A 21,132-nucleotide genomic window follows, 5' to 3' on the forward strand; every position below is an offset into this window, starting at 1 on the left:
GGTTACCCCCACGCTCGCAGGTCCCGCTCCCGCGTCACGGCACCTTCCGAGGTGCTGGGTTTACCCGAGCGACAAGCATAGGACCCCGGAGGGTCCGCAGGACCTGCGAGGGTCCGGAAGGAACAGTAAATATCAACCGACTCGGTTCGGCGGACGACCTCCGCTACGCTGCGGGTGGCACCTTCGTACTTTGTCTTTTGTCCTTCAAACATGGTACTTCACCCCCCGACCCGGTTCGGCGGACGACCTCCACCACGCTGCGGTCGGCACCTTCGTACTTTGACTTTTGTCCTTCAAACATGGTACTTCACCCCCCGACCCGGTTCGTCGGACGACCTCCGCTACGCTGCGGTCGGCCGACGAACCTACTGCCCGATCGGCGATCCGTCCGGCAGGTCGGGCACTTCGGTGGGCTCGTAGTTGTCGGGGTTGGCGAGGAAGCTGCTGACCAGCTGACTGAGGTACAGCTCGTGAGCGGTCATCCCGGTCAGGCTTTCGTTCGGCTGTCGGTACCTGACGGCCTGCGACAGCGCCTCGGCGCTTACCGCTTCGCTGATCTCTTTGTTCGCCGCCAATCCGATCAGGTGGTGGACCAGGCGCCGTTCGACCATCTCGGCAATCTCCGAACGGTAATCCGAGCGGAAGTTGTCCCGGATAGCCCGAGAAATGGCACCTTGCACTTCATCCAGGTATTCTTTCAGACTGGGCAGCACGGAACCGTACATGGCCCGCTGCTCCACCACCCGGGCCAGCCGCTCGGGGTGCAGCAGGAAGGCGAGGGAGTTGTCGGCCGCCGACTGCGCCATGGCCATCGGATCCAGTCCGCCACCGTTTTGGGTATTGAAAAGCTCGCGGTTGCGGTCGTAGCCCATGGCCGGGGGTGGGATCAGGGAGGCGAGGCGCTTCGGGATGACGAGGGTTTCGGGGGCCACCGTTCGTAGTAAGGCTTCCCGGGCGGCGCGCTGACGGTCCGGATCGGTGGGTGGATACGCCGGTTTCTCTCCCGCGATGCGCACGCCGTAATCGTATTCGTAGCCGCCGATCATTTTGGCCACGGCCTCCACCTGGTAGCGGTGCATCAGGTAGACGGGCACCAGCACGCTTTCCAGTTCGGAGAGCGGCATTCCGACGGGAATATTTTTCTCGCTAAAGTTTTCGAGGGCGACGGAGCGCAGGTTCAATAGCCGATCCATTTCCGCCACGGGGTCGCTCCCGTTGTCCCACAGGTGGCCCTGGGGCTGGCTGCTGCCCTGGGGGCGGGCGTCGGAGTCGCTGATGTAACGCAGTCCCATTTCCTCGTTTTCCGTAAGGATTTCCTGTAAGGCCTGTGCTTCATCCGTTCCGTCCGCAAAGTCGGTGTAGCCGTACATGATCGTCCGCTTATCCCACTCGCCAATGCCCGTGGCGTAAGCCTCGCTGAAGTCCATTTCACCGCCGTCGGTCAGGGTGACGTAGGGGGCGGGGTAATCCATTACGGAAGCGCGATCGTTCGTCGATGCCGCGAAGTTGTGGGCGAGCCCCAGGGTGTGGCCGACCTCGTGGGCGCTCAATTGCCGCAGCCGGGCGATGGCTAATTCTTCCAGCCGGGGATCGGGCGTCGTACCGTCCTCCCCGTAGGCTTCGATCATTCCCTGGGCGATCAGAAAATCCTGACGTACGCGCAGGCTACCGAGCAGTACGTGCCCCTTAATGATCTCGCCGGTGCGCGGGTCGGTGACCGAGCTGCCGTAGCTCCAGCCTCGGGTGCTGCGGTGCACCCAGTTGATGACGTTGTAGCGCACGTCGAGCGGGTCGGCGTCTTCCGGCAGTACCGCTACCCGGAAAGCATTAGTGTAGCCGGCGGCTTCGTAGGCCTGGTTCCACCAGCGGGCGCCCTCGAGCAGGGCGGTGCGTACGGGTTCCGGTGCGCCGCGATCCAGGTAGTAGGTGATCGGTTCCACCGGCTCGCTCATCGCCGCGGAGGGATCTTTCTTTTGCAGGCGGTGGCGGGTGATGAACCGCTTCGTCAGGGGCTGATCGATGGGGGTGGCATAGTCCGCATAGCCGCGGGCGTAGTAGCCGGAGCGGGGGTCGTAGGCACGTGGCTCGTAGTCGTCGTCGGGCAGCTCTACGAAGCTGTGGTGCATCCGCAGCGTGAAACTTTCACTGTTGGGCGTCACGCTGCGCACGTTGCGGCCGGTGGGCTCTCCCGTGAAGGTGATGGTGGCTTCGAACTCGGTATTCTTGGGGAAGTTCTTGGTGTTTTCGGGGTACACCGCGCTGCGGTTAGCGTCTACTTTGTAGGTACCTTCCTTACCCCGCTTGAGGCGGGCGGCCACGCCGTGGGCATCGCTGAGCAGCAAATCGGTGATGTCGATCAGGGCGCGGTCGTCGGTTTTCGCCACTACCTTGAAGCCTTCGAGGACCGACTGGGCGAAGGCCTCTTCGACGCTCTCGGCTTCGGCGGGGTTATCCGATACTGCACGGTAGTCGAGGTTGCGTTGCTGCAGCATCACTTTCGGCCCGACGCGCCGGAAGAAAACGACGCGGGTGTCACCCAATTGGTTGCGGTCCAGGCCGATATCGTTGCTGCCGAGCCCGGCGGCCAGGCTGTTGACGTAGAGGAAATCCTCGTCCCAACGGTCGATCTCGAGGTACACTTTGCCTTCCTCGTCGCTCCAGTAGTAAGTGAAGAAGCCTTCCTGCTGCTCCATTTTCTCCGTTTTGTCGGCGATGGAGGGGGTGGCTTTCTTTTCGTCGGACTGGGCCGGAAGGACGAGGGGGAGCAGGCAAACGCTGAAAAGGAGGAGTAATCGCATGCGGGGTGGCTTTTGTGGGGGGCAGTTAGGCGCTTGCTTGGATTCTCCTCACCGGTCTGCAAATGGCCTATTTGCACCCTGTTGTCGTTACCCGACGCGGTAGATAGCGCTGCTATCCCCCGCGTCGGGTGCCTAAACAGGTCGCGAATTGCCTCATTTTCGACCAGGTTCGGAAAACCCAAACAAGCGCTAAGATTCACCAAGATAATAAGCGTTCACCTGCCAATTACCGCCGCCCGCCTCAACCGGAGCTTTTCGCCCAATGAAAAAGGCCGCCGGAACACCGACGGCCCATAAGCGTGATCACTGAATTGAACACTAGTTCTTTCGAAACCGGACGGTAGGGACCGCCCTATTCAGCCAGGTTATCCCCTTGTGGCGTGCCATTCCAAATTCGCCGGTGAACGAGCGGATGGGTAATGGCCGAGATGACGTCGTCGCCAGCCGAACCGACCGTACTTTCTTCGGCACGGGTGACTCCCGTTCCATTGGTGGTGGTACGGATAACCCGGCCGCTGCCGGTCCCGTGATAGTGAAGTCACCCGCTTCAGGGGTATGCACCAACCGTTCGTACCGGCTACTGAAAGCCAACGTAGTCGATGTACACATCACCGGCCAATTGGTCAAACTCCTGCAGGATTATCATATTCCAGGTGTTATCGGTACCCGACGTAGCGTTCAGCTCGCTGATGGCCAGGGAGTACGGAGTCCATTCCCCCTCCACCACGCTGATGGTAGCTCCCGGGTCGTTTGCACTGTCATTGATCTTAACCATCACCTGGCCGTCGTTTGATCCCGGGCCGCCGTACACGTAGAATACCAGATTGGTGTAGCCTGAGACATCCAATGGCGTACCGTTACCGATCTGAATGCCTTCCCAGGCGCCACCGGCCGAGTTAAACAAAACCTTCAGGGAGGAGGAGCCGTCGAAGACCTGCTCGTCGCTGGCAGCATCTACCTGTACCCATCCCCAGTTCTCCCAACCGTTTTGGAAATTATCGTTGAAGATGGTCAGGACCAATGGAAGAGGACCTTCCCCCGGCAATTCCAGGGTAGTAGCCAAATTCACCACATAGCCATGAATCGTGATAAATTTCATGAAGCCGGAGATAGCACCTTCGGGCACTATGACCCCTATCTCCGTAGCCGACTGGCTTACGAATTCCGTAACGGGTTCCGCCACGCCGGGAAATACCAGGCTTCCCACCAGGTCCAGGTCAGTGCCGGTAATGGTGAGTTCTTCGCCCACGGGAACCGGTGTGGGAGCAAGCGAAGTTTCCGCGGGAAGTATGATCGTGATCGGCTCCTCTACAGCAACCTCGACGTCGGAATAGGCCACCAGGGTGATCTGCCCGTCTACCGCCGTAGCGGGAACATGCACTACCAGAGAAGTTTCGTCGGACCCGGATACAAAGTCCTGCCGCGCAACCACCGTGTCACCGGGAAAGATGATCTCTTTGACAAGATCCAGATCAGTACCCGTAATGGTAATCTCCTCCGTATGGCGTACTGCTTGGGGCGTGACGGAGGTGACGGCCGGAAGCGTCACGACCAGGCTTTCCTCGGTCTCTACGGTCATTGGCTCGAAGCCGCCCCCCTGAAACACCAGCCGACCCGTACTGGCTTCCTGGGGAACCGTTACCACGATTTCGGTCTGCGTCTGACTGACAAAATCCTCCACCGTCAGATTATTACTGAAAGTGATGGATTCTATCCAGTTCAGAAAATTACCGGTAATGGTGATATCTGAACCCGGCCGGGCTTCGTCGGTGACGTCCGTGATGGAGTAGGTTACCGAAAAATTCAGTTGTGTCTTGGATTCGATCACCTCGTCATCGGTATGCAGTTTAATCGTTCCGGTTTCCGCGGTCGGCGGTACGATCACCATAAAACGGTTGTCTTCCCGCATCAGGAACTCGCTTTCCGGGACCCTTTCCGCCGGAGCGAATTCTACCGCGTTGACGCGCATCAAATTTTCACCGATGATTAGAACCGAGTCTCCGTGCATCACTCCCGAAGGACCGAAGCTGATCAACGTCGTCTCCGTACTCTGCATCACGTCGTCGTCCTCACACGACAGTATTCCCGTCAGGGTCAGGGTGATGATCGCCAGAAGAAATAGGTTGCTTGGTTTAGACATAGCGCTTTGAGCTTCGATTGAAGAGGATTGCCTTTTGCACCACACCCTGTGGCGGATCGAAAAGCAATTGTATTATGGTTGGTCGTGGGGTAACCGGAAATGGAGCGAATAGCCGTTGCCGGATGCAGGCCGGTCGGTAATCGCCGACCGGAGATTTAGTCCAGTGTTTTGGGTACGACGCGGAAATTGTCGAAGGAGATATCAGCATCCAACGCATTTCCGCCAAAAATGAGAATGCGGGTCCAGTATCCCTCGTCTAGCACTACGGGGGTCACCCCCTGATCGGAATAGGCGCTAAATACCTGTTCCAGGGGAATCGCGACCGTCTCCCATTCTCCCTGGCTATCGTAGGGTGGCTGCCAGAAGTAAGCTTCATTGACTTCGGATGGCAGGCCGAAATTGAAGCGAACGATATTATTATTGTATGGCTTGACGGTATTTACCTCGAATTTCAGGTAGTAGTCCCGGGGGTTCTGAATGGCATCATCCGGAAAATTACGGGATACTTCTCCCACGGCATCCGCTGCGCCACCGGCAACTTCGGTCCACTCCCACGCTCCGATCATTTTATTTACCCGGATGTAGTTACCGCTGATCGATGCGGGGTCACCGGGACCCACTTCGGAGGGTTCAACAACGTAGTCAACGTTCCACCATCCCGTAAAGGGATCGCTGCTCAGGATGATGTTCCGATCGTCGCGGAACCAGAAGTCGGATTCGGTGGTACCGAAGTTAGTGGAAACGGTGATCGGCCCGGCCTGTGCGCCTTCGGGTACGACTACCCGGAGTGTCTGACCGTCCGCCGTCGTCATAGGCAGCACCTCCCCTTCCAGGCCACCCGAAAAGGTAACGGTGATGGGTTCGTAGAAGTAGTTGCCGTAGATAGTGGCTACTTCACCAGCGAAAACGTATTCGGATTTCATCGAATTGACTTCGGGCTCGGATATGTCTACCTCGAAGGCGTAGGTTAGGTTATTCCCGTCGGCAAATTCGAGTCGAATCTGATTCGTCACCTCCGTAGGCACGTCACTGGGTACGGAAACGAGAATAGATTGGTCGGTGACGTAGACGGGGTTGAGGTCCGCCATAAGGTCGTTGAACCATATTTCTACGGTGCCGCCCAGGTTATTTCCGATGATGGCGATCAGGCTACCCTGAAAGGCGGATACCAGCAGCGAATCCGACAATTCAGGGGTAGTCACCCGTACGTAATCGATACTGGGTCGACCTCCGTCGACCAAATCGTCTTTTTCGCAACTCAGGAAAACGGCAACTAGCAAAAAGGCAGCTGCTAAAATTAGGGTCCTATTAGGGAAGAACTTCATGTTCTGATCTTTTGTCGCTTAGAATTCGTAGTCGACCGGCTCCTCTAGCAAATTGGGAGCCGAGCTGATCTCGTTGATGGGGAGGGGCAGCCGGAAGTTGGCCGAAGAAGCACTGAAGAAGCGGTTCGCATCCCAGCTGATTTGCTGAATGGTCCACTGGGTAGGATCGGTAGGATTATCCGGTTCGATGGAGTAGAGTCCGCGGTCCTGATTACTGATCACCTCGTAGGCGAGTTCCGGATCGTAATAGTGAATGCGGACCAAGTCATACCAGAAGCGGGACTCTCCCGCGAATTCCTTGGCCCGTTCTTCGAGCAAGTCCAGTTCCGAGACTTCATCCGCTACCGTCTGGCTGGTTGCCCGCTCGTGTACCGCGTTGAAGTAGTCGATTGCCTGGGGATCGGTGGTAACGTCATCGTTACCGATGGCCGCGTCCACGTAGTTCAGGTAGACTTCCGCCAGTCGCAGCATATAGGTATCGTGGCTGTAGTGCTGGGAAATAGCTTCGGTAGGGCTTAAGCGACCGACGACGTACTTTTTATAGGCGGCAAAATCCACGGTCGTAGCCAGGTCACCACCCGGTTCGGGAACGGTGTAGCCCACCGCGACGTCGCCGTTGCCGTCAGCATAGGGTAATTCCGGATAATACGCTCCGGGAAGCATGAACGTAGCGTGCAGCCGGCTGTCCACCGTTCTGCCCTGCAGCGTGATCTCATCAATTTGCTCGAACCCGTCGTACAGGCTCAGTTGCCAGAAGGTGGCTCCTTTGGCTCCGCCCCAGCCATCACCGTTACCGAGTGCACCGGTCGGGGTAAGATAAGCGGGTAGGCTGTTGTTACTGCCCCACTCACCGGATGCGAATGCCCACTGCAGGGAGAATAAGGATTCAGCATTGTTATCGTAGGGTATGGTGAAGAGGTCGGCATACTCCGGCAGTAGGGAGGCACCGCTGGATTCGATCACCCGCTGTGCGTAGTACTTCGCACTATCGAGGAAGGTCTGGTCTCTGTTTCCGGATGCTCCCACTACCCCCGCGCGGGTCAGGTAGGTTCTGGAGAGCATGCCCTCCGCCGACCAGCTGGTCACCCGACCTTCCTGGGAACGCGTTTCCGGCAGGTCCTGGGCCGCGGCGAGGTAATCCCGGGTAATGAATTCCCAGATCGATTCGACGGTATGGCGGCGGATCGACAGCGGATCTTCCAGCAAGTCGATATTATTGGTGATGATCGGAACGGGTCCCCAGTTCATGACCAGGTGCTCGTAGGCGGCCGCCCGCATAAAGCGGCACTCGGCGATCGCGATTTGGCGCGCTTCCTCCGACAACTCCGCCGATTCGCTCTGGCGGATATTCAGCATCGTCGTGTTGGCCTGCCCGATAACGTTAAAGAAGGCTCTCCAGGCCACGCCGTTATCTATGGTGCTGGCCGTCGTCTTGAACTCCACGTTGTCCCGGTCACTGTAGGCATCCAGGGTGGTCCCCCCCCTGAAGTCTCCGATATTGTAGGAGGCTTTGTCGTTGTAGTCGAACCACACCAGATTGTACAGCGTGGCCGTAGCGGCCATGAGCTGGGCGTCATTGGTGTAGAATGACCCGTCGGTCAGGCTGTCTTCCGGCGGAAGGTTCAGAAATTCCTCGGAGCAACTAACCGTTAGTCCGAAAAGCAAACCGAGGGCCAGCGTCTGTCTAAGTATTGCGCGCATGGTTTTTATCGTTTACAGCTGGGTGATCAAAATTGTACGCCAACGCTCACCGTGTACAGGGGAACGGACGGATACCTTCCGTTGTCGACCCCAACAGCCTGGTTGCCGGCGGTGGCGTCGCGGCCTACGTACGATCCTATTTCCGGATCGTAGCCGGAGTAGTTCGTGAAGGTGGCCAGGTTTTGGGCGGAAATCGCCAACCGCAGGGATTGCATGAATCCGAGCCGAGATACCATGGCCGCGGGCAGATTATAGGCCAGGGTAACGTTCTTCAGGCGCAGGAAGGAGCCGTCTTCTACGAACCGGCTGGAATGGCGGGAGTAGTTACCGTTCAAATCGGTGGCGTTGATCCTGGGAATGTCGGTACCGGCGTTGACGATGTACGGTTGTTCTTCCGCATCCAGCTCCACCCGCGCGAAATCGTAAGCCCGGTTGAGCAGGTTGCGGCTCAGGTTGATGCTATTGGGGTTGGTAGCCGCATAAGCGGTGTAGTTGTACACGTCGTAGTTGAAGGAGCCGGTGAACAGCACGCTCAATTCGAGTGACTTGTAGGAAAACGTATTGGTCAGTCCCAGCGACTGCCGGGCGTTCGGGTTGCCGATGAAGGTCTGGTCGTAGGAGTCGATGACCCCGTCGGGTTCTCCGTCCGGCCCGCTGATGTCCCGGTACTTTACATCTCCGACCCAGATACCGTCGGGGGAGACGGGCAGCGGATTGCCGTCGTTGTCCACCGGCAGGGGACTGTTATTGATTTCCTCCAGGGATTCGTACAGGCCGTCCGCTTCGAAACCGTAGAATAGCCAGGGGGCTTGCCCGATCGCGGACCGCTGGGTCCAGTTGTCCATCCACCAAGAGGTCCGGTCGAAAAAGCCGGAAGAGGTATTGAGCGACAGGATCTCAGAGTCGACGACGGAGAAGTTGAAATCCGTAGACCAGGTAAAGTTGGGGGTATTGATGTTTCTCGTCTGTAGCCGCACCGTCCAGCCCTCGTTGCGGAGCGAGCCTACATTTACGAAGGGGTTGGCAATGCTTCCGCTTCCGGTTACGCCGAGATAGTCGGGGTTGGCGGCTTCCGTCAACAGCTCGTCCGTATGCCGGGTATAGTAATCAAATTCCACCTGGATGCGGTCTTCCAGAAAGGCCAGATCGAGCCCGAAGTTATTGGTTTGGGTGGCTTCCCACTGCAGGTTGGGGTTGGCGTAGCGGTTCAGGGCAAAACCGGTACCCCAGGGGGTCGTCCATGCGCCGAGCGTGCCGTAGATGAAGCCGGCCCCGCCCTGGTTTCCGGTAAGGCCGGTTTCGAAGCGCAACCGCAGTTCGCTGATGGCACCGATCTGGAAGAACGGCTCGTTGGAAATCCTCCAGGCTACGGAAGCGGATGGAAAGACCCCCCATTTGTTGTTGGCGCCGAAGTTGGAAGAACCATCCGCGCGGGCGGTGGCCATCACGTAGTAGCGTTCCGCGAAGTTGTAATTCAACCGGCCCAGCCAGGATTCCTGCGCCCACGATGCCCTACCGCCGTCGGCCGTTGCGGTTTCGGTATTACCCAAATTCAGATCGATTACTTCCTCGGAAACGAAATCGGAAATTCCTCCCGCCAGATTACGCCATTCGCTGCGCTGGGCTTCGTGGACGCCCATTACGTTAAGGGTATGCCGCGTGCCGATTTGCTTGTAGTACGATAAGATTTGCTGGAAATTCCAGTACGTGCTGCTTTGGGACCGCTCGGACAGCGTAGCAGTCGTTCTTTCCTGAAAGCCGAATTTGTACTGGGGCTGAAAATACCGTCCCTCGGAATTGGAAATATCGGCGTTTACCGCGGCGGACAGCGTTAGGCCGTGCCCCAGGTCGTAGCTGGCGTTGACTCCTAGCAGGGCCTGCCGTTTCATGAGGGTGTTCGTGGTGATCTGGGCCAGACCGATCGGGTTGGGCGGAAGGAATTGTTGAGCGGGTGAAATCTCCGTGTCCCCTCCCCCGAAGCTACCGTCGAAGTCCCGCACGGGAATATTGGGGGTCATTTGCAGCGCGGTGGAAACAATGTTTTCCTGTCCGGTGATCAGTCGCGTTTCCGTTTGGCTGAGGTTCACTTTTGAGCTGAGTTTCAGCCGGTCGGTCAGTTGGTTATCCAGCTTCACCAGCCCGCTGTACCGTTGGAAGCCGGATCCGACCGCCACCCCTTCCTGGTCGAACACTTCGCCGGAGATATAGAAGGTCGTCTTGTCGTTTCCTCCGCTGACGCTCAGGTTGTGCTTGAACATACTGGCGTTGTTGAAGAGTTCTTCCTGCCAGTTGGTTCCCGCCCCCAGGAGGGAGGGATCCTCAAATTCACCCGGCAGGGTCCCCCCCTCGATCGCCGTATACTCCTTGGCCATGGCGGCGTACTCGCTCAGGTTCATGACGTCCAGGTAGTCCGGCCGTTCCTGCTGACTGTAGGCGAAATTATAGTTGATGTTGGTCCGGCCCGCCTGCCCGCTTTTGGTGGTGATGACCACTACGCCGTTCGTAGCCCGCGACCCGTAGAGAGATGCCGCGACCGGTCCGGTGAGCACCTCCATCGAAGCGATGTCCGAAGGGTTGATGCCCGAAAGGGGGTTGGCGGCATTCTGGGCGCTGCCCTCTATCTGATCGACCTGGATTTGCACCCCGTCCACTACATAGAGTGGCTGGGTGTTACCGTTGATTGTACTGATTCCTCTGATGTTGACGGAGATCCCGCCGCCGGGCTGCCCCGTATTCTGGGTCACCTGCACCCCCGCGGCCCTGCCCTGCAGCGCCTGTTCCAGGGTTGGGTTTACGGTCCGCTCCAGGTCTTCGGTATCCAGCGAGGTATGGGCCGTAACCAGGTCGGATCGCTTGATCGTAGCGTATCCGGTGACGACCACCTCATCCAGTTGGGAGATCTCCTCATTCATCGTCACGTCGATTTGGGATCTACCGTTTACCTCGATCGTTCTGCGCTGGTACCCCAGGAAGGAAAAGGTGAGTGCTCCGTCCGGGGTAGTGGTGATAGCGTAGTTTCCGTCCACGTCGGTCGTCGTGCCGCTCGTGGTACCCTCGACCCGTATCGTGACTCCCGGCAGCGGAATGCCCCCTTCGTCGGTCACCGTTCCGGTAACGGCGGTCTGCTGAGCGGCCACGTTTACACCAAAGCACAGACTGGCAACAAAGAGTACCAGAATAAGGGAAAAGGGGCGACGACCGGTAGACAGGGAAGTGCGAATGGTATATTTCATATACATCTTAAGTTTCTCTAGCGAAAGTGTACGGCGACGGCTTGGCCCGGTAGGGGTCGCGATTATTGGCCTCAATGAATTAGGAATGGGCACGGTGTCCGGTTAAGGGGCGGGTACCGTCGGTTTGGGCGCCGAGCGCGGGAGCCCGGCCAACTCGTAATAGGAAACCCGGTAGGAACCGGGCGATGCGAAGACTATTTCCGTGCATGATCGTTGATAGTTGCGTACGGTAGGTCGGGGGGGAATAGGGGAAGTCGTAGGCGTGATTGGGATGGAGGGGATAGGACCCTCAGAGTGCCAAATGTCCGACCTCGGCCGGGCGATGCACGGGGGGGTTCGTAACCGATAGGGGGGGTGTTCGTTGCAAAGGCCCGGGGGCGTTGAACCGCAGCCATTTTCCGTCGGTCTTGCACCCGCGCCCCGGCGCCCAAAATGTCGGTTTCCCTACCAAGCCGCGGTCAACCCGACGCGCCGGGGGCGGTACCGTATCTTCGGCAACGGGCAATGCCAAGCGCTCGCCCTTTTGCTTACGGTCGATTTATGTATCCGAACATCTACCCCCTACTTCCCCGCCCCCTGGTCGGGCTCGTTTTGGCGCTGGCGCTGCTGCTTCCCCGCCAGCCCACGGCCCAGCCGGGCTCGGCACCCCTGATTTCGAGCTTCCCGGTGGACAACGTGCTCTCCCGCAGCTTCATCACCTGCCTGCTGGAAGACCACCGCGGCCACCTCTGGGTAGGCACCTGGTCGGGGCTGCTGCGCTACGACGGGCATACCATCCGGCATTATCAGCAGGGCCGGGCTTCGGACAGCGGCCTGGTTACCAATAAAATCACCACCCTCTACGAAGACGGCCAGCAACGGCTATGGGTGGGTACCCGCAACGGCGGCTTTTACCGGTACGATCCGGCCCAGGACCGGTTGGTCGCCTACCGGAGAGACCCCAGCAGCGCGAACAGCCTGAGCAACGATAACGTATGGGACATTCTCCAGGACAGCTACGGCTACTACTGGATCGCTACCGAGCACGGGTTGAACCGCTTCGACCCGGAGACGGAGTCGTTCGTACACTACCTCTACGCCCCCAACGACCGCCGCACCCTCAGCAATAGCTTTATCAACACGCTGCACGAAAGCCCCGACGGCACCCTCTGGATCGGCACCGACGACGGGCTGAGTCGTCTAGTCCGTCGCCCGGATGGCAGTCCCGCCTACTTCGTCCGCTACGACTTCACCCACACTCCGGCGAAGCTGGCCGAAGGCGGCACGCGTCGGCTACAACAAAATTTCATCCTGAGCATCGAGGGAGTGGTCGGTGCCCCGGAGGAACTTTGGCTGGGCACGAAGCAGGGCCTGCTGCACTTTCGGCCGAACGGGGAGGCCCCGGAGGGATACGCCCTGCAGCTATACTACCACCGGGAAGAAGACCCGAACAGCCTGACCACCGACGACGTGGCGAACATCTGGCAGGACCGGCCCGACGAAGTGTGGGTAGGTACCAACAACGGCCTCAACCGCATGGACGTGGCTACGGGGCGCTTCGAGCGCATCCAGGCTAATCCGGCCAAACCGGGCTACCTGAACGACGACGTGGTCATCGCCCTCTACGGGGGCTCGGGCGACCGGCTCTGGATCGGCACCGAGGGCGGACTGAACTGGATCGACCGGCGGCCCCGGCAGTTCTCCACCATCAACCCGACGGCAACCGAGGAATCGAACGACCGGAACATCGCCGCGATGGCCACCGCCACGGAGGGGAATGCCCTCTGGCTGGCCACCCGGGGTGACGGCCTCCACTTTCAACCCTTCGACCCGGTCACCAAGGCCCACCAACCGGCTACCACCTTCCGCCTGCGGATGCGGGAAAGCGGGGGAAAGGCCGGATTCGCCTCCCAGGTAGTGGTATCCCACGATGGCAGGCTGTGGATCGCCACCCAGGGAACGGGACTCCTCGGATTCGAGGAAGCCGATCTCCTACAGCGCATCGGTACCGGGGCCGACGTACAGGAGCTCCTGGCCACCTCCGTGCCGACCGACGATGGTGAGCAGAACCTCTATCTTATGTCAATGGACGAGGGGGCCGACGGCAGCCTCTGGATCGGGGCGTGGGACCAAGGACTATTCCGCTACGACGCGGATAGCCAGCACCTGGTCAATTACCGGCTGACCCGCGACCGGACGCTCGACCTCGGCGCGAGCAACAACGTGCACCTGTTGCTACGCCAGGAAGCGGGCATCGAATACCTCTACGTCGGTACCCGGGGAGACGGCCTCCTGAAACTGCGGTACGCCCCCCGGCAGGACGGCATCGACCTGGTGGCCCACTACCGCTACGCGGAGGAGCGGGAAAGCAGCCTGAGCAGCAACTTCATTAACAGCCTGTACGTGGATTCCGCGGACATCCTGTGGATCGCCACGGAGAACGGCCTGAACCGCATGCAGCCCGGTGGCGATGGCTTTGACCACATAGATACGGCCGACGGACTCGATAACGCCTTCATACAGGCCGTGACGGAGGACCGGAACGGCGACCTTTGGGTAAGTACGAAGCAGGGGATATCCCGGGTGCAACTACACGGCGGTATGGCTTCGGTCAAGAATTTCGGCACGAACAGCGGATTACAGGATCTATTCTTTTACGACGACGCCGCCATCGCGCTTTCGGACGGCCAACTCGCCTTCGGAGGATCCCTGGGGCTGAGCTATCTGGTCACGCCCGATTTACTGATCGATACCGTCGCGCCGCGGGTGGAAGTCAAGGACCTGAGGCTGGCCAACCAGTCCGTTGCCGTTGGAGAAATGCCCGACGGCCGAACCTTGCTGACCCGCACCATCGGGCAAACCGACCGCATCGAACTCAGCCACCGGGATAACATGATCTCGATCGAATTCGTGGGGCTGAAGATCGGGGAGAGCCAGCTGCTTCGGTACGCCTACCGGTTGCGGGGCTTCCATGACTGGATCTACACCGACAGTGAGGAGCGCGTAGCCCACTACACTAACCTGCAGCCCGGAACCTACACCTTCGCCGTCAAAGCCGCCAACAACGACGGCGTATGGAGCGACCCGGTACGGCTGGACCTCGTCATTCACCCACCCTTTTGGAAGACGGGCTGGGCTTATCTGCTTTACGCGCTAGCGGTGGCGGGCTTGCTCCTGCTGGTCGTCCGCTTCGTTCGGCTGCGGGCCGGTATGCGCCACCGCCTGCAGCTGGCGCGTCTCGAACGCGAAAAGGCGGAGGAAATGAACGCGCTGAAGGTCCGCTTTTTCACCAATATCAGCCATGAGCTCCGCACTCCGCTGACGCTGATCCTGAGCCCCGTAGAGCAACTACTCCGGGAAGAAAGCACCAACGGACGGCTCCACCGCACCTACTCCCGCATCTTCCGCAACGCTACCCGGCTGCATACGATGATCAACCAATTGCTCGACGTCCAGAAAAACGACGCGGGCCTCCTCCGCTTGCGGGTGGCCGAAGGCAACCTGGTCCGTTTTCTGGACGAAATCGTGCTCTCCTTTCACGGACTGGCCGAGGAACGCGGCGTGGCGCTGTCGTACACGTCGTCGAGCACGCGCATTCCCGTCACCTACGACCGCGACCAACTGGAAAAGGTGTTTTATAACATCCTGTCCAACGGGCTCAAATTCACCCCGGCGGGCGGTAGCCTCAGCGTTCGCCTTACTACGACCCAGCGGGAGGGTAAGGAGTATGCGAGCGTAATCCTTACGGATACGGGCAAGGGTATACCCGCCGACCAGTTGCCCTTCATCTTCGAGCGCTTTTACCAGGCGGCCGATCACTACGGCACCGACGGCGGCACGGGCATCGGATTGGCCCTGGCTAAAGCTATCACGGAGGCCCACCACGGGGAGATCGACGTCAGCAGTGAACCGGGTAGCGGGACAGCGTTCACGGTGTACCTGCCCCTCGGCGACCGTCATTTCACGCCGGATCAGCAAATCCAGGATTTCCGCGACAGCGAGGATATCAGCCGCTACCTCGAACTGGCCGCTTCCACCGCCGACACCGCGAAGCCCCGCCCGGAACCGGCCAAAAGCGACGTGAAGGTGCTGATCGTGGAAGACAACGCGGACATCCGGTCCTACCTGCGGGAAAACCTGGAGAAACGGTACACCCTATTGGAAGCCGCCGACGGCGTAGCGGGACTTACCCTGGCGGAAGCGGAGCTCCCCGACCTGGTGCTCGCCGACATTACCATGCCGGAAATGACCGGCATCGAACTCTGCCGTCGGCTGAAGAGCAATATCCACACCAGCCACATCCCGGTGATCCTGCTTACGGCCCGGACCTCCTTGCTGTTTAAACTGGATGGATTGCAAACCGGTGCCGACGATTACGTCACGAAGCCCTTTAATCTCCAGCTGCTGCAAACCCGTATGGACAACCTGGTGAGCAGCCGGCGCCGACTGCGCGAATACTTCGGGAAGAACATCACCCTGAGTCCGAAAGGGGCCGTACTCAATACGCTCGATGAAGACTTTCTCCGCAAACTACAGGAAACCGTGGAGGCCAACATCGACGACAGCTCCTTCGGCGTCGAGCAGCTCGCCGATGCCGTGTTCATGAGTCGGATGCAGCTCTACCGCAAGGTCAAGGCCCTGACCGACGAAACCCCCAACCAACTGATCCGGAGCTTCCGACTACAGCGGGCGGTACAGCTGCTGAAGACCCGCCAGTACAACGTGGCCGACGTAACGTATATGGTAGGCTACAACGACCTGAAGTCGTTCCGCTCCCAGTTCAAGAAGAAGTACGGCGTTAGTCCCTCCCATTACGTCAACCCCAATTAACGCCCTACCTGCAGCGGGGCGGATACCCGCAGTCCGCCCTGGTTTACGCGCACCCAGTACATGCCGGCGGAGAGGTCATCGGGCAGTTGGATGCCGTAATTCCCGATCACGTTACGGTAGTATGCGTGTAAGCGGCCAAGCTGGTCGTACAAGCTCACCTCGACCTGGGTAGTTTTGGGCAGTTGGAGGCGAACGATGCCGGACGGAAGCGCCGGATTCGGGTAGAGGGACAGCGCAAAGGGGCCGTCCGGAGGAAGCCGGGCAATGCCCGTGGACGGGTCGGCGGAGATCCGGAAGGCCAGGTCCCAGGCGAAATCCGGCACGTCGAAGATCAATCCGCGACCATCGGCGGTGGCCGGTGCCGAATCCACCACCGCTCCGGTGTGACAGTCGTACCAGTTAACGAGGTACCCGCCCGGGGTCATTTCCGGCACGACGACCTGGCTACCCGTCACGGGTTCCGGTGGCCCGTTGTTTTCGGCAATGAATTCGTGGTTATATCGGTGATTGAATACCCATCCGGCAGCGGTCAGCCCATCGATGGTAGAGAGGATATAGGCATCTACCCGGGAGCCCACCCCGCCGAGGGTGTAGGATTTGATGCTGATCCAGTCCGTGCCGGAATTGTCGACGGTGATCCGGTGGGTACCCGCGGGAACCTGGATGGTGTACGCCTGATTGACCAATGCGGCAGCGGTCAGTACGTTTTTGCCGTCCAGGTAAATGGATAGGGTCGGGGAGATGCCCGCCTCGTCGCCGGTGCTAACGGTGAAGGTTGACGTAGCCGGAAAATCGGCCACGAAGGTCGGCGGAGACCGGTACTGGGTGTTGTAGCTCGATCCGTAGAGGAAATAGCTCAGCCGGGGGGTTATTTGCCGCTCGGGTACGATACGGATCGTGTCCTCCCCGATGGATCCCCAGCCGAGGGTGGGCGTCAGGAATACGTCGCCCGGTGCCCCGCGCACGTAGGCTTCGGTAGGTGCCATATCCCCTTCCAGCAACGGAATAGCGGATGCCACGGTAGCGATACCCCGGAAGTGGTGATAGAGATTTTGGGGATCGATGTAGTTGTCCCACCACCAGCTCATGGCGGTGCCGGCGCCGCCCCCGAAGAGCCCGGCCCAGAGGGAATTGTGGACGTAGACGCCGTCGGGGTCGGTCCGCACCAGGTCCCGGTCGGAACCTAGTCCGAACTCCCCCACTAGGGTAGGTTTGGCGAAGGTGTCGAGGTAGCGCCGCACCCCGCCCACAAGGGCGCGCTCGATGTTGCCGCTATTGACGTAAAAGTGGGTCTGGGTAAGGTCGATGTTGGGGTCGTTCCACACTTCGTCACCGTGTGCCTCGTCGGCGAAACTGGTCGTGACCAAGTGGCCGTACGGATCGATTTCCTTGATGTAGCGAGCCATTTCGCGGTGCCAGGTGGCTACGTCGTCCTTGATCTCTTCGTAATCGTCCGTCCAGCCAACTTCGTTGAATAGCTCCCAGGCCATGATGTTGCGGGAATAGCCCCAACGGGCGACTACGTAGCGGAGGCGGTTTTTGGTGTGGGCCATTGCCGTGGAGTCGGTGAAGAACTCCCGGGTTCGTTGTAGCGGACCGCCGTTTGCCGCGTTGTACGGGTTGTCCGCCCAGGCCGGATTGACCTGAGTGGATACTTGTCCGTGGTACTGCAGGCACAGCATCACGTAAAGCCCTCGCTCGGCGGCGTAGTCGTAGAGCCAGTCCTGGTAGCGAGCGTTAGTTTGCTTGTAGCGGCGGAGGCCCCTGTAACCATCGTAACCGTTCTTCCATTCCAGGCCCAAGCCCCAGTAGGCATTCCAGAGGCGCAGAAAATTACCGCCGCTGCCGGTCAGCCCGTCGATCCACTTCCGGTAGTCCCGGACGACGTTGCCGTTTTGCCAGGCCATATTCTCGCCGATGGGGAGGTACTGCCCCCCGTCGTCGAAATTCAGGTAGTTGGTTTCGTTGCGGCGCACGAAGCCCCGGTTATGCACGCTGCCGCGTTGCCGGCAGATAAAAGATCCGGTCACGGCCTCGCTGGATCCGTTGGCATCGGCAATCGTAAGGATGTAACTCCACTCGCCTACCTCGTCCGGGGAAAAGCGCAGGGCAAAGGAACCGTCCGCGTTGGTGGGGCTCAACGTCCCGGATTCCGCGTCCAGGTCAAAGGGCCGGAAATAATAGCCATCGACTTCCACGCGCCGCCCGGTTGGGCCGGAGAAACTTCCGCTCAGGGCAACCTGGTCGTAATCGAAGGGATTGTCGTATTCGGCGGTGGCAAATACGATGGCCTCAAACTTCCCATACTTCTCCACGGCTTCCACTGGGGCGGAAACCGAATCGATACGCGGTGCTGACTGGGAAAGGGCGGGCATTACCGGACAGAACGTAAGGACAAAAAGCAACAAACAAATGGGGCGCATAGCGGTCTTGGGTACGGATACCGTAAGGTAGGCGGGCGCCGGGCGCAGGAACGGTACCCGTGCGTAACCGGCAGGGGGGGACGCGGTAACATCATTCCCGGTTCGCGGCATTATCCTGATTGGAATATCGCATCCGCAACCGAAATTCCCGCTAACTTGATGCCACCAATCACCAGCCCGTCGATTAGCCAGCCGTGCCATCCTCCCTCGTGATCAAACCGACCCCAACGGCACTTTATCTGAACGATACGGTCGTGATTCCCTGGTCAAGCACCAATCTCGGCGAGGGCGGCTTCCGGCTTCGGGAGCGGGAGGATTTTTTCTGGCAGGTCGAGATGACCGGTTACGACGCTTCGACCGCTACCCTATTCCTGCGCGTGACGAATTTCGAAGCCGAGGCGGAAGATTATCAGCCGGACCGGACCGCCCGCGCAGCGGTTCGCGCGCTGCATTTCGCTCCGCTCGACCGGGCCGCCTTTTGCAGCCAGTTGAGCTACTACGAGACGGGGCGTTTGCCCCTTACGGCTTTACCCGCCGTGGATGGTGAGGAAACCACCGTTGCCGATTCCGCTGGATGCGTGCCGGAGGTCCGGAAAGTTCGCTCCCTTCACTTCACTGTAGCCTTCGAAGCGCTCCGGATCGGGGATGGGTACGTCGCCGGCACCTATGTTTCCGGGGAGTTGCCTCCCCTTCCCTTTCGAATCCCCAATCCCCATTTGGTAAAGGAATTTAATGCCATCCGGAGCTACTTCGCGCGCCAGTTGCGCCGCAGTACCCTCGAGGTTTCCGCCGAATTGCATTTCGACGGGGCGGGGGAGCCCGGTATCCGCCGCGCCCGCTCCGGCCAGGTTGACCGCATCGACGACCGGATGATCGAAGTCTTGCGTGCGCGTACGCTGCGGCAATTTCTCCAACAGGACGACCCCGACCAAAGCCTATTCACCCCCGAGGAGCTCTGGGAACGTTCCGCGGACGACGATCCCGTTCGCACCCTGCTTCCCCCGCCCGGCCCCGAACTGCTGGAGCATATCCTGAACGAGGGTTCCGTTCGCAACGCCCGCCAGCTCACCCACCTGGCAACCCGCCACGAGCGGGGCCAGAAACTGCGCTTCGTGCTCACTCCGCAGTTCGGCTTTTTCTTCTTTGTGCGTGGGGAGGGGATGCACCACTTCATCCTGGAGCTGCTCGACAGCCACGCCACCTACATCTGGAGCCTGCCCCGGGGAAGCGATACGCTTTCCGATCACTTCGCCCGGGTAAAGGGAGAGGTCGAGCAACTCAACGCGACCGGCCGCCAGGCGTACCGCCGCACGAATACCTTCGACCACACCTTTTGGTCGGTACGCCACGAACAGATCGACTCCCCCTTCGTGGACGGCTTTTCCCGGTGGCGGGCCCGTTTGGAAGAGGGACTGGTGTGACCGTTGGGCGGGAGCATTTCCCGTCCGAGCCTTGCCGCTTCTGGGGGGGGGGTGGCGATCCGCGATAGGCGACGCTTACATCGCCCGGAAAAAACCGCGATCCCGCATACGCTGTTAGGGAGGTATAATCTGATTATATCAATAGCCTATGTCCGTTTCCGCCCCCCGCACCATACCCCTCGTTAATCTCAGCCAGTTTGAAAAAGGCGATAAGGCCCAGCGTGAGGCTTTTGTCCAGGAGCTGGGCAATGCTTTTCACAACATCGGTTTCGTTGGCGTAACCGGTCACGGCATCGCGAAAGACCTGATCGACGACTTCTACGTTGCCGCTAAAAAATTCTTTGCCTTACCCGTCGAAACCAAGCGGAAGTACGAGGTCGAAGGAGCTGCCGGCCAGCGGGGGTATACGTCTTTCGGGAAGGAACACGCCAAGCAATCGCAGGTGGCGGACCTGAAAGAATTCTACCAAATCGGTCAGGAGGTCCGGGATCGCAGCAGTAACGTATTCGTTCCGAATCCCGAAGTGACCGAGGTTCCGCAGTTTATGTCGCTGGGCACCCAGCTGTACCGATCCTTCGAGGCGGCCGGGGGTAGCTTACTTCGGGCTATTTCCCTGTATTTGGGCCGCGATGAAAAGTACTTCGATGAGTATATCGTGGATGGGATGAGCATTCTCCGGGCCATCCACTACCCGCCCATCACCCAGGAGCCCAAAAGTGCCATTCGTGCCGAGCAGCACGAAGACATTAACCTGATTACCCTACTTGTCGGGGCCAGCGCCGGCGGTCTGGAGCTACAGAACACCGCGGGCGAGTGGCAGGAAATCGTGCCGGAGAACGACGAGATCGTCATCAACGTAGGCGATATGCTACAGCGCCTGACCAACAACTACCTGAAGAGTACCACTCACCGGGTCGTTAATCCGCCCCGGGAGCAGTGGCACGAGCCCCGCCTGTCCATCCCCTTCTTCCTCCACCCCCGCCCGGAGATGCGTCTGGACGTGCTACCCAGCACGGTAACCGATGATCGGCCCGTTGCCTACGAGCCCATTACGGCCGGGGAATACCTGGACGAGCGGTTACGCGAGATCGGGCTGAAAAAATAGGGCGGTGATCCCTTTAATGTGGGCTTTACGGGCCTGACACATCGGATGTGTCAGGCCCGTAAATTATCGGCCATTTTGGCATGCCTTTCCTGGTACAAAACCTTTCTTGCCCACCTCACTCACTACTGCTATTGCAGTGACAATATTTTTTATCATACTGGTATTCAGTATAATATG

General features: G+C 59.4%; 9 protein-coding genes. 3 read left to right on the top strand and 6 right to left on the bottom strand.

From position 1 onward, the window contains the following. Positions 1–365: 365 nt before the first annotated feature. The 5 genes from CLV84_RS00220 to CLV84_RS00240 form a co-directional block, all read right to left on the bottom strand. On the bottom strand, positions 366–2,798 hold the full coding sequence (locus CLV84_RS00220) for a zinc-dependent metalloprotease (RefSeq protein ID WP_104417730.1): 2,433 nt from the start codon (positions 2,796–2,798) through the stop codon (positions 366–368). A gap of 577 nt (positions 2,799–3,375) precedes the next feature. Continuing rightward, complete coding sequence (locus tag CLV84_RS00225; protein WP_104417731.1) at positions 3,376–4,938, bottom strand: hypothetical protein; 1,563 nt, start codon at positions 4,936–4,938, stop codon at positions 3,376–3,378. 155 nt (positions 4,939–5,093) lie between these two features. Next, entirely contained in the window at positions 5,094–6,218 is a 1,125-nt protein-coding gene (locus CLV84_RS00230; protein WP_104417732.1) for a glycan-binding surface protein, read from the bottom strand. Positions 6,219–6,281: 63 nt separating this feature from the next. After that, positions 6,282–7,964, bottom strand: a complete 1,683-nt coding sequence (locus CLV84_RS00235; protein WP_104417733.1) for a RagB/SusD family nutrient uptake outer membrane protein — start codon at positions 7,962–7,964, stop codon at positions 6,282–6,284. 26 nt (positions 7,965–7,990) lie between these two features. Continuing rightward, the gene (locus CLV84_RS00240) at positions 7,991–11,197 is read right to left on the bottom strand and encodes a SusC/RagA family TonB-linked outer membrane protein (RefSeq protein WP_170067504.1); all 3,207 of its coding nucleotides are present in this window, start codon (positions 11,195–11,197) and stop codon (positions 7,991–7,993) included. Positions 11,198–11,737: 540 nt separating this feature from the next. Here CLV84_RS00240 and CLV84_RS00245 point away from each other — a divergent pair. Further along, positions 11,738–16,006 (top strand): hybrid sensor histidine kinase/response regulator transcription factor, encoded by a 4,269-nt coding sequence (locus tag CLV84_RS00245; RefSeq protein WP_170067505.1) that lies wholly within the window; start codon positions 11,738–11,740, stop codon positions 16,004–16,006. On the opposite strand, the gene CLV84_RS00250 is transcribed toward CLV84_RS00245, so the two are convergent. Continuing rightward, positions 16,003–18,429, bottom strand: coding sequence for a DUF5060 domain-containing protein (locus tag CLV84_RS00250; RefSeq protein ID WP_170067506.1), 2,427 nt, complete (start codon positions 18,427–18,429; stop codon positions 16,003–16,005). The genes CLV84_RS00245 and CLV84_RS00250 overlap by 4 nt on opposite strands. A 209-nt stretch (positions 18,430–18,638) precedes the next feature. On the opposite strand from CLV84_RS00250, the gene CLV84_RS00255 reads away from it, so the two are divergent. Continuing rightward, positions 18,639–19,850 (top strand): hypothetical protein, encoded by a 1,212-nt coding sequence (locus CLV84_RS00255; RefSeq protein ID WP_104417737.1) that lies wholly within the window; start codon positions 18,639–18,641, stop codon positions 19,848–19,850. Positions 19,851–19,998: 148 nt separating this feature from the next. After that, a complete protein-coding gene (locus tag CLV84_RS00260; RefSeq protein WP_104417738.1) occupies positions 19,999–20,955 on the top strand; it encodes an isopenicillin N synthase family dioxygenase in 957 nt (318 codons plus the stop codon). The last annotated feature ends 177 nt before the right edge of the window (positions 20,956–21,132 follow it).

The sequence above is a fragment of the Neolewinella xylanilytica genome (assembly GCF_002934605.1).
GTDB lineage: Bacteria > Bacteroidota > Bacteroidia > Chitinophagales > Saprospiraceae > Neolewinella > Neolewinella xylanilytica.

Excerpts from the sequence above, each read along its gene's own strand:
- CLV84_RS00220 (WP_104417730.1), bottom strand. The coding sequence starts at position 2,798 with ATGCGATTACTCCTCCTTTTCAGCGTTTGCCTGCTCCCCCTCGTCCTT.
- CLV84_RS00225 (WP_104417731.1), bottom strand. The coding sequence starts at position 4,938 with ATGTCTAAACCAAGCAACCTATTTCTTCTGGCGATCATCACCCTGACC.
- CLV84_RS00235 (WP_104417733.1), bottom strand. The coding sequence starts at position 7,964 with ATGCGCGCAATACTTAGACAGACGCTGGCCCTCGGTTTGCTTTTCGGA.
- CLV84_RS00240 (WP_170067504.1), bottom strand. The coding sequence starts at position 11,197 with ATGAAATATACCATTCGCACTTCCCTGTCTACCGGTCGTCGCCCCTTT.
- CLV84_RS00245 (WP_170067505.1), top strand. The coding sequence starts at position 11,738 with ATGTATCCGAACATCTACCCCCTACTTCCCCGCCCCCTGGTCGGGCTC.
- CLV84_RS00250 (WP_170067506.1), bottom strand. The coding sequence starts at position 18,429 with ATGCGCCCCATTTGTTTGTTGCTTTTTGTCCTTACGTTCTGTCCGGTA.
- CLV84_RS00260 (WP_104417738.1), top strand. The coding sequence starts at position 19,999 with ATGTCCGTTTCCGCCCCCCGCACCATACCCCTCGTTAATCTCAGCCAG.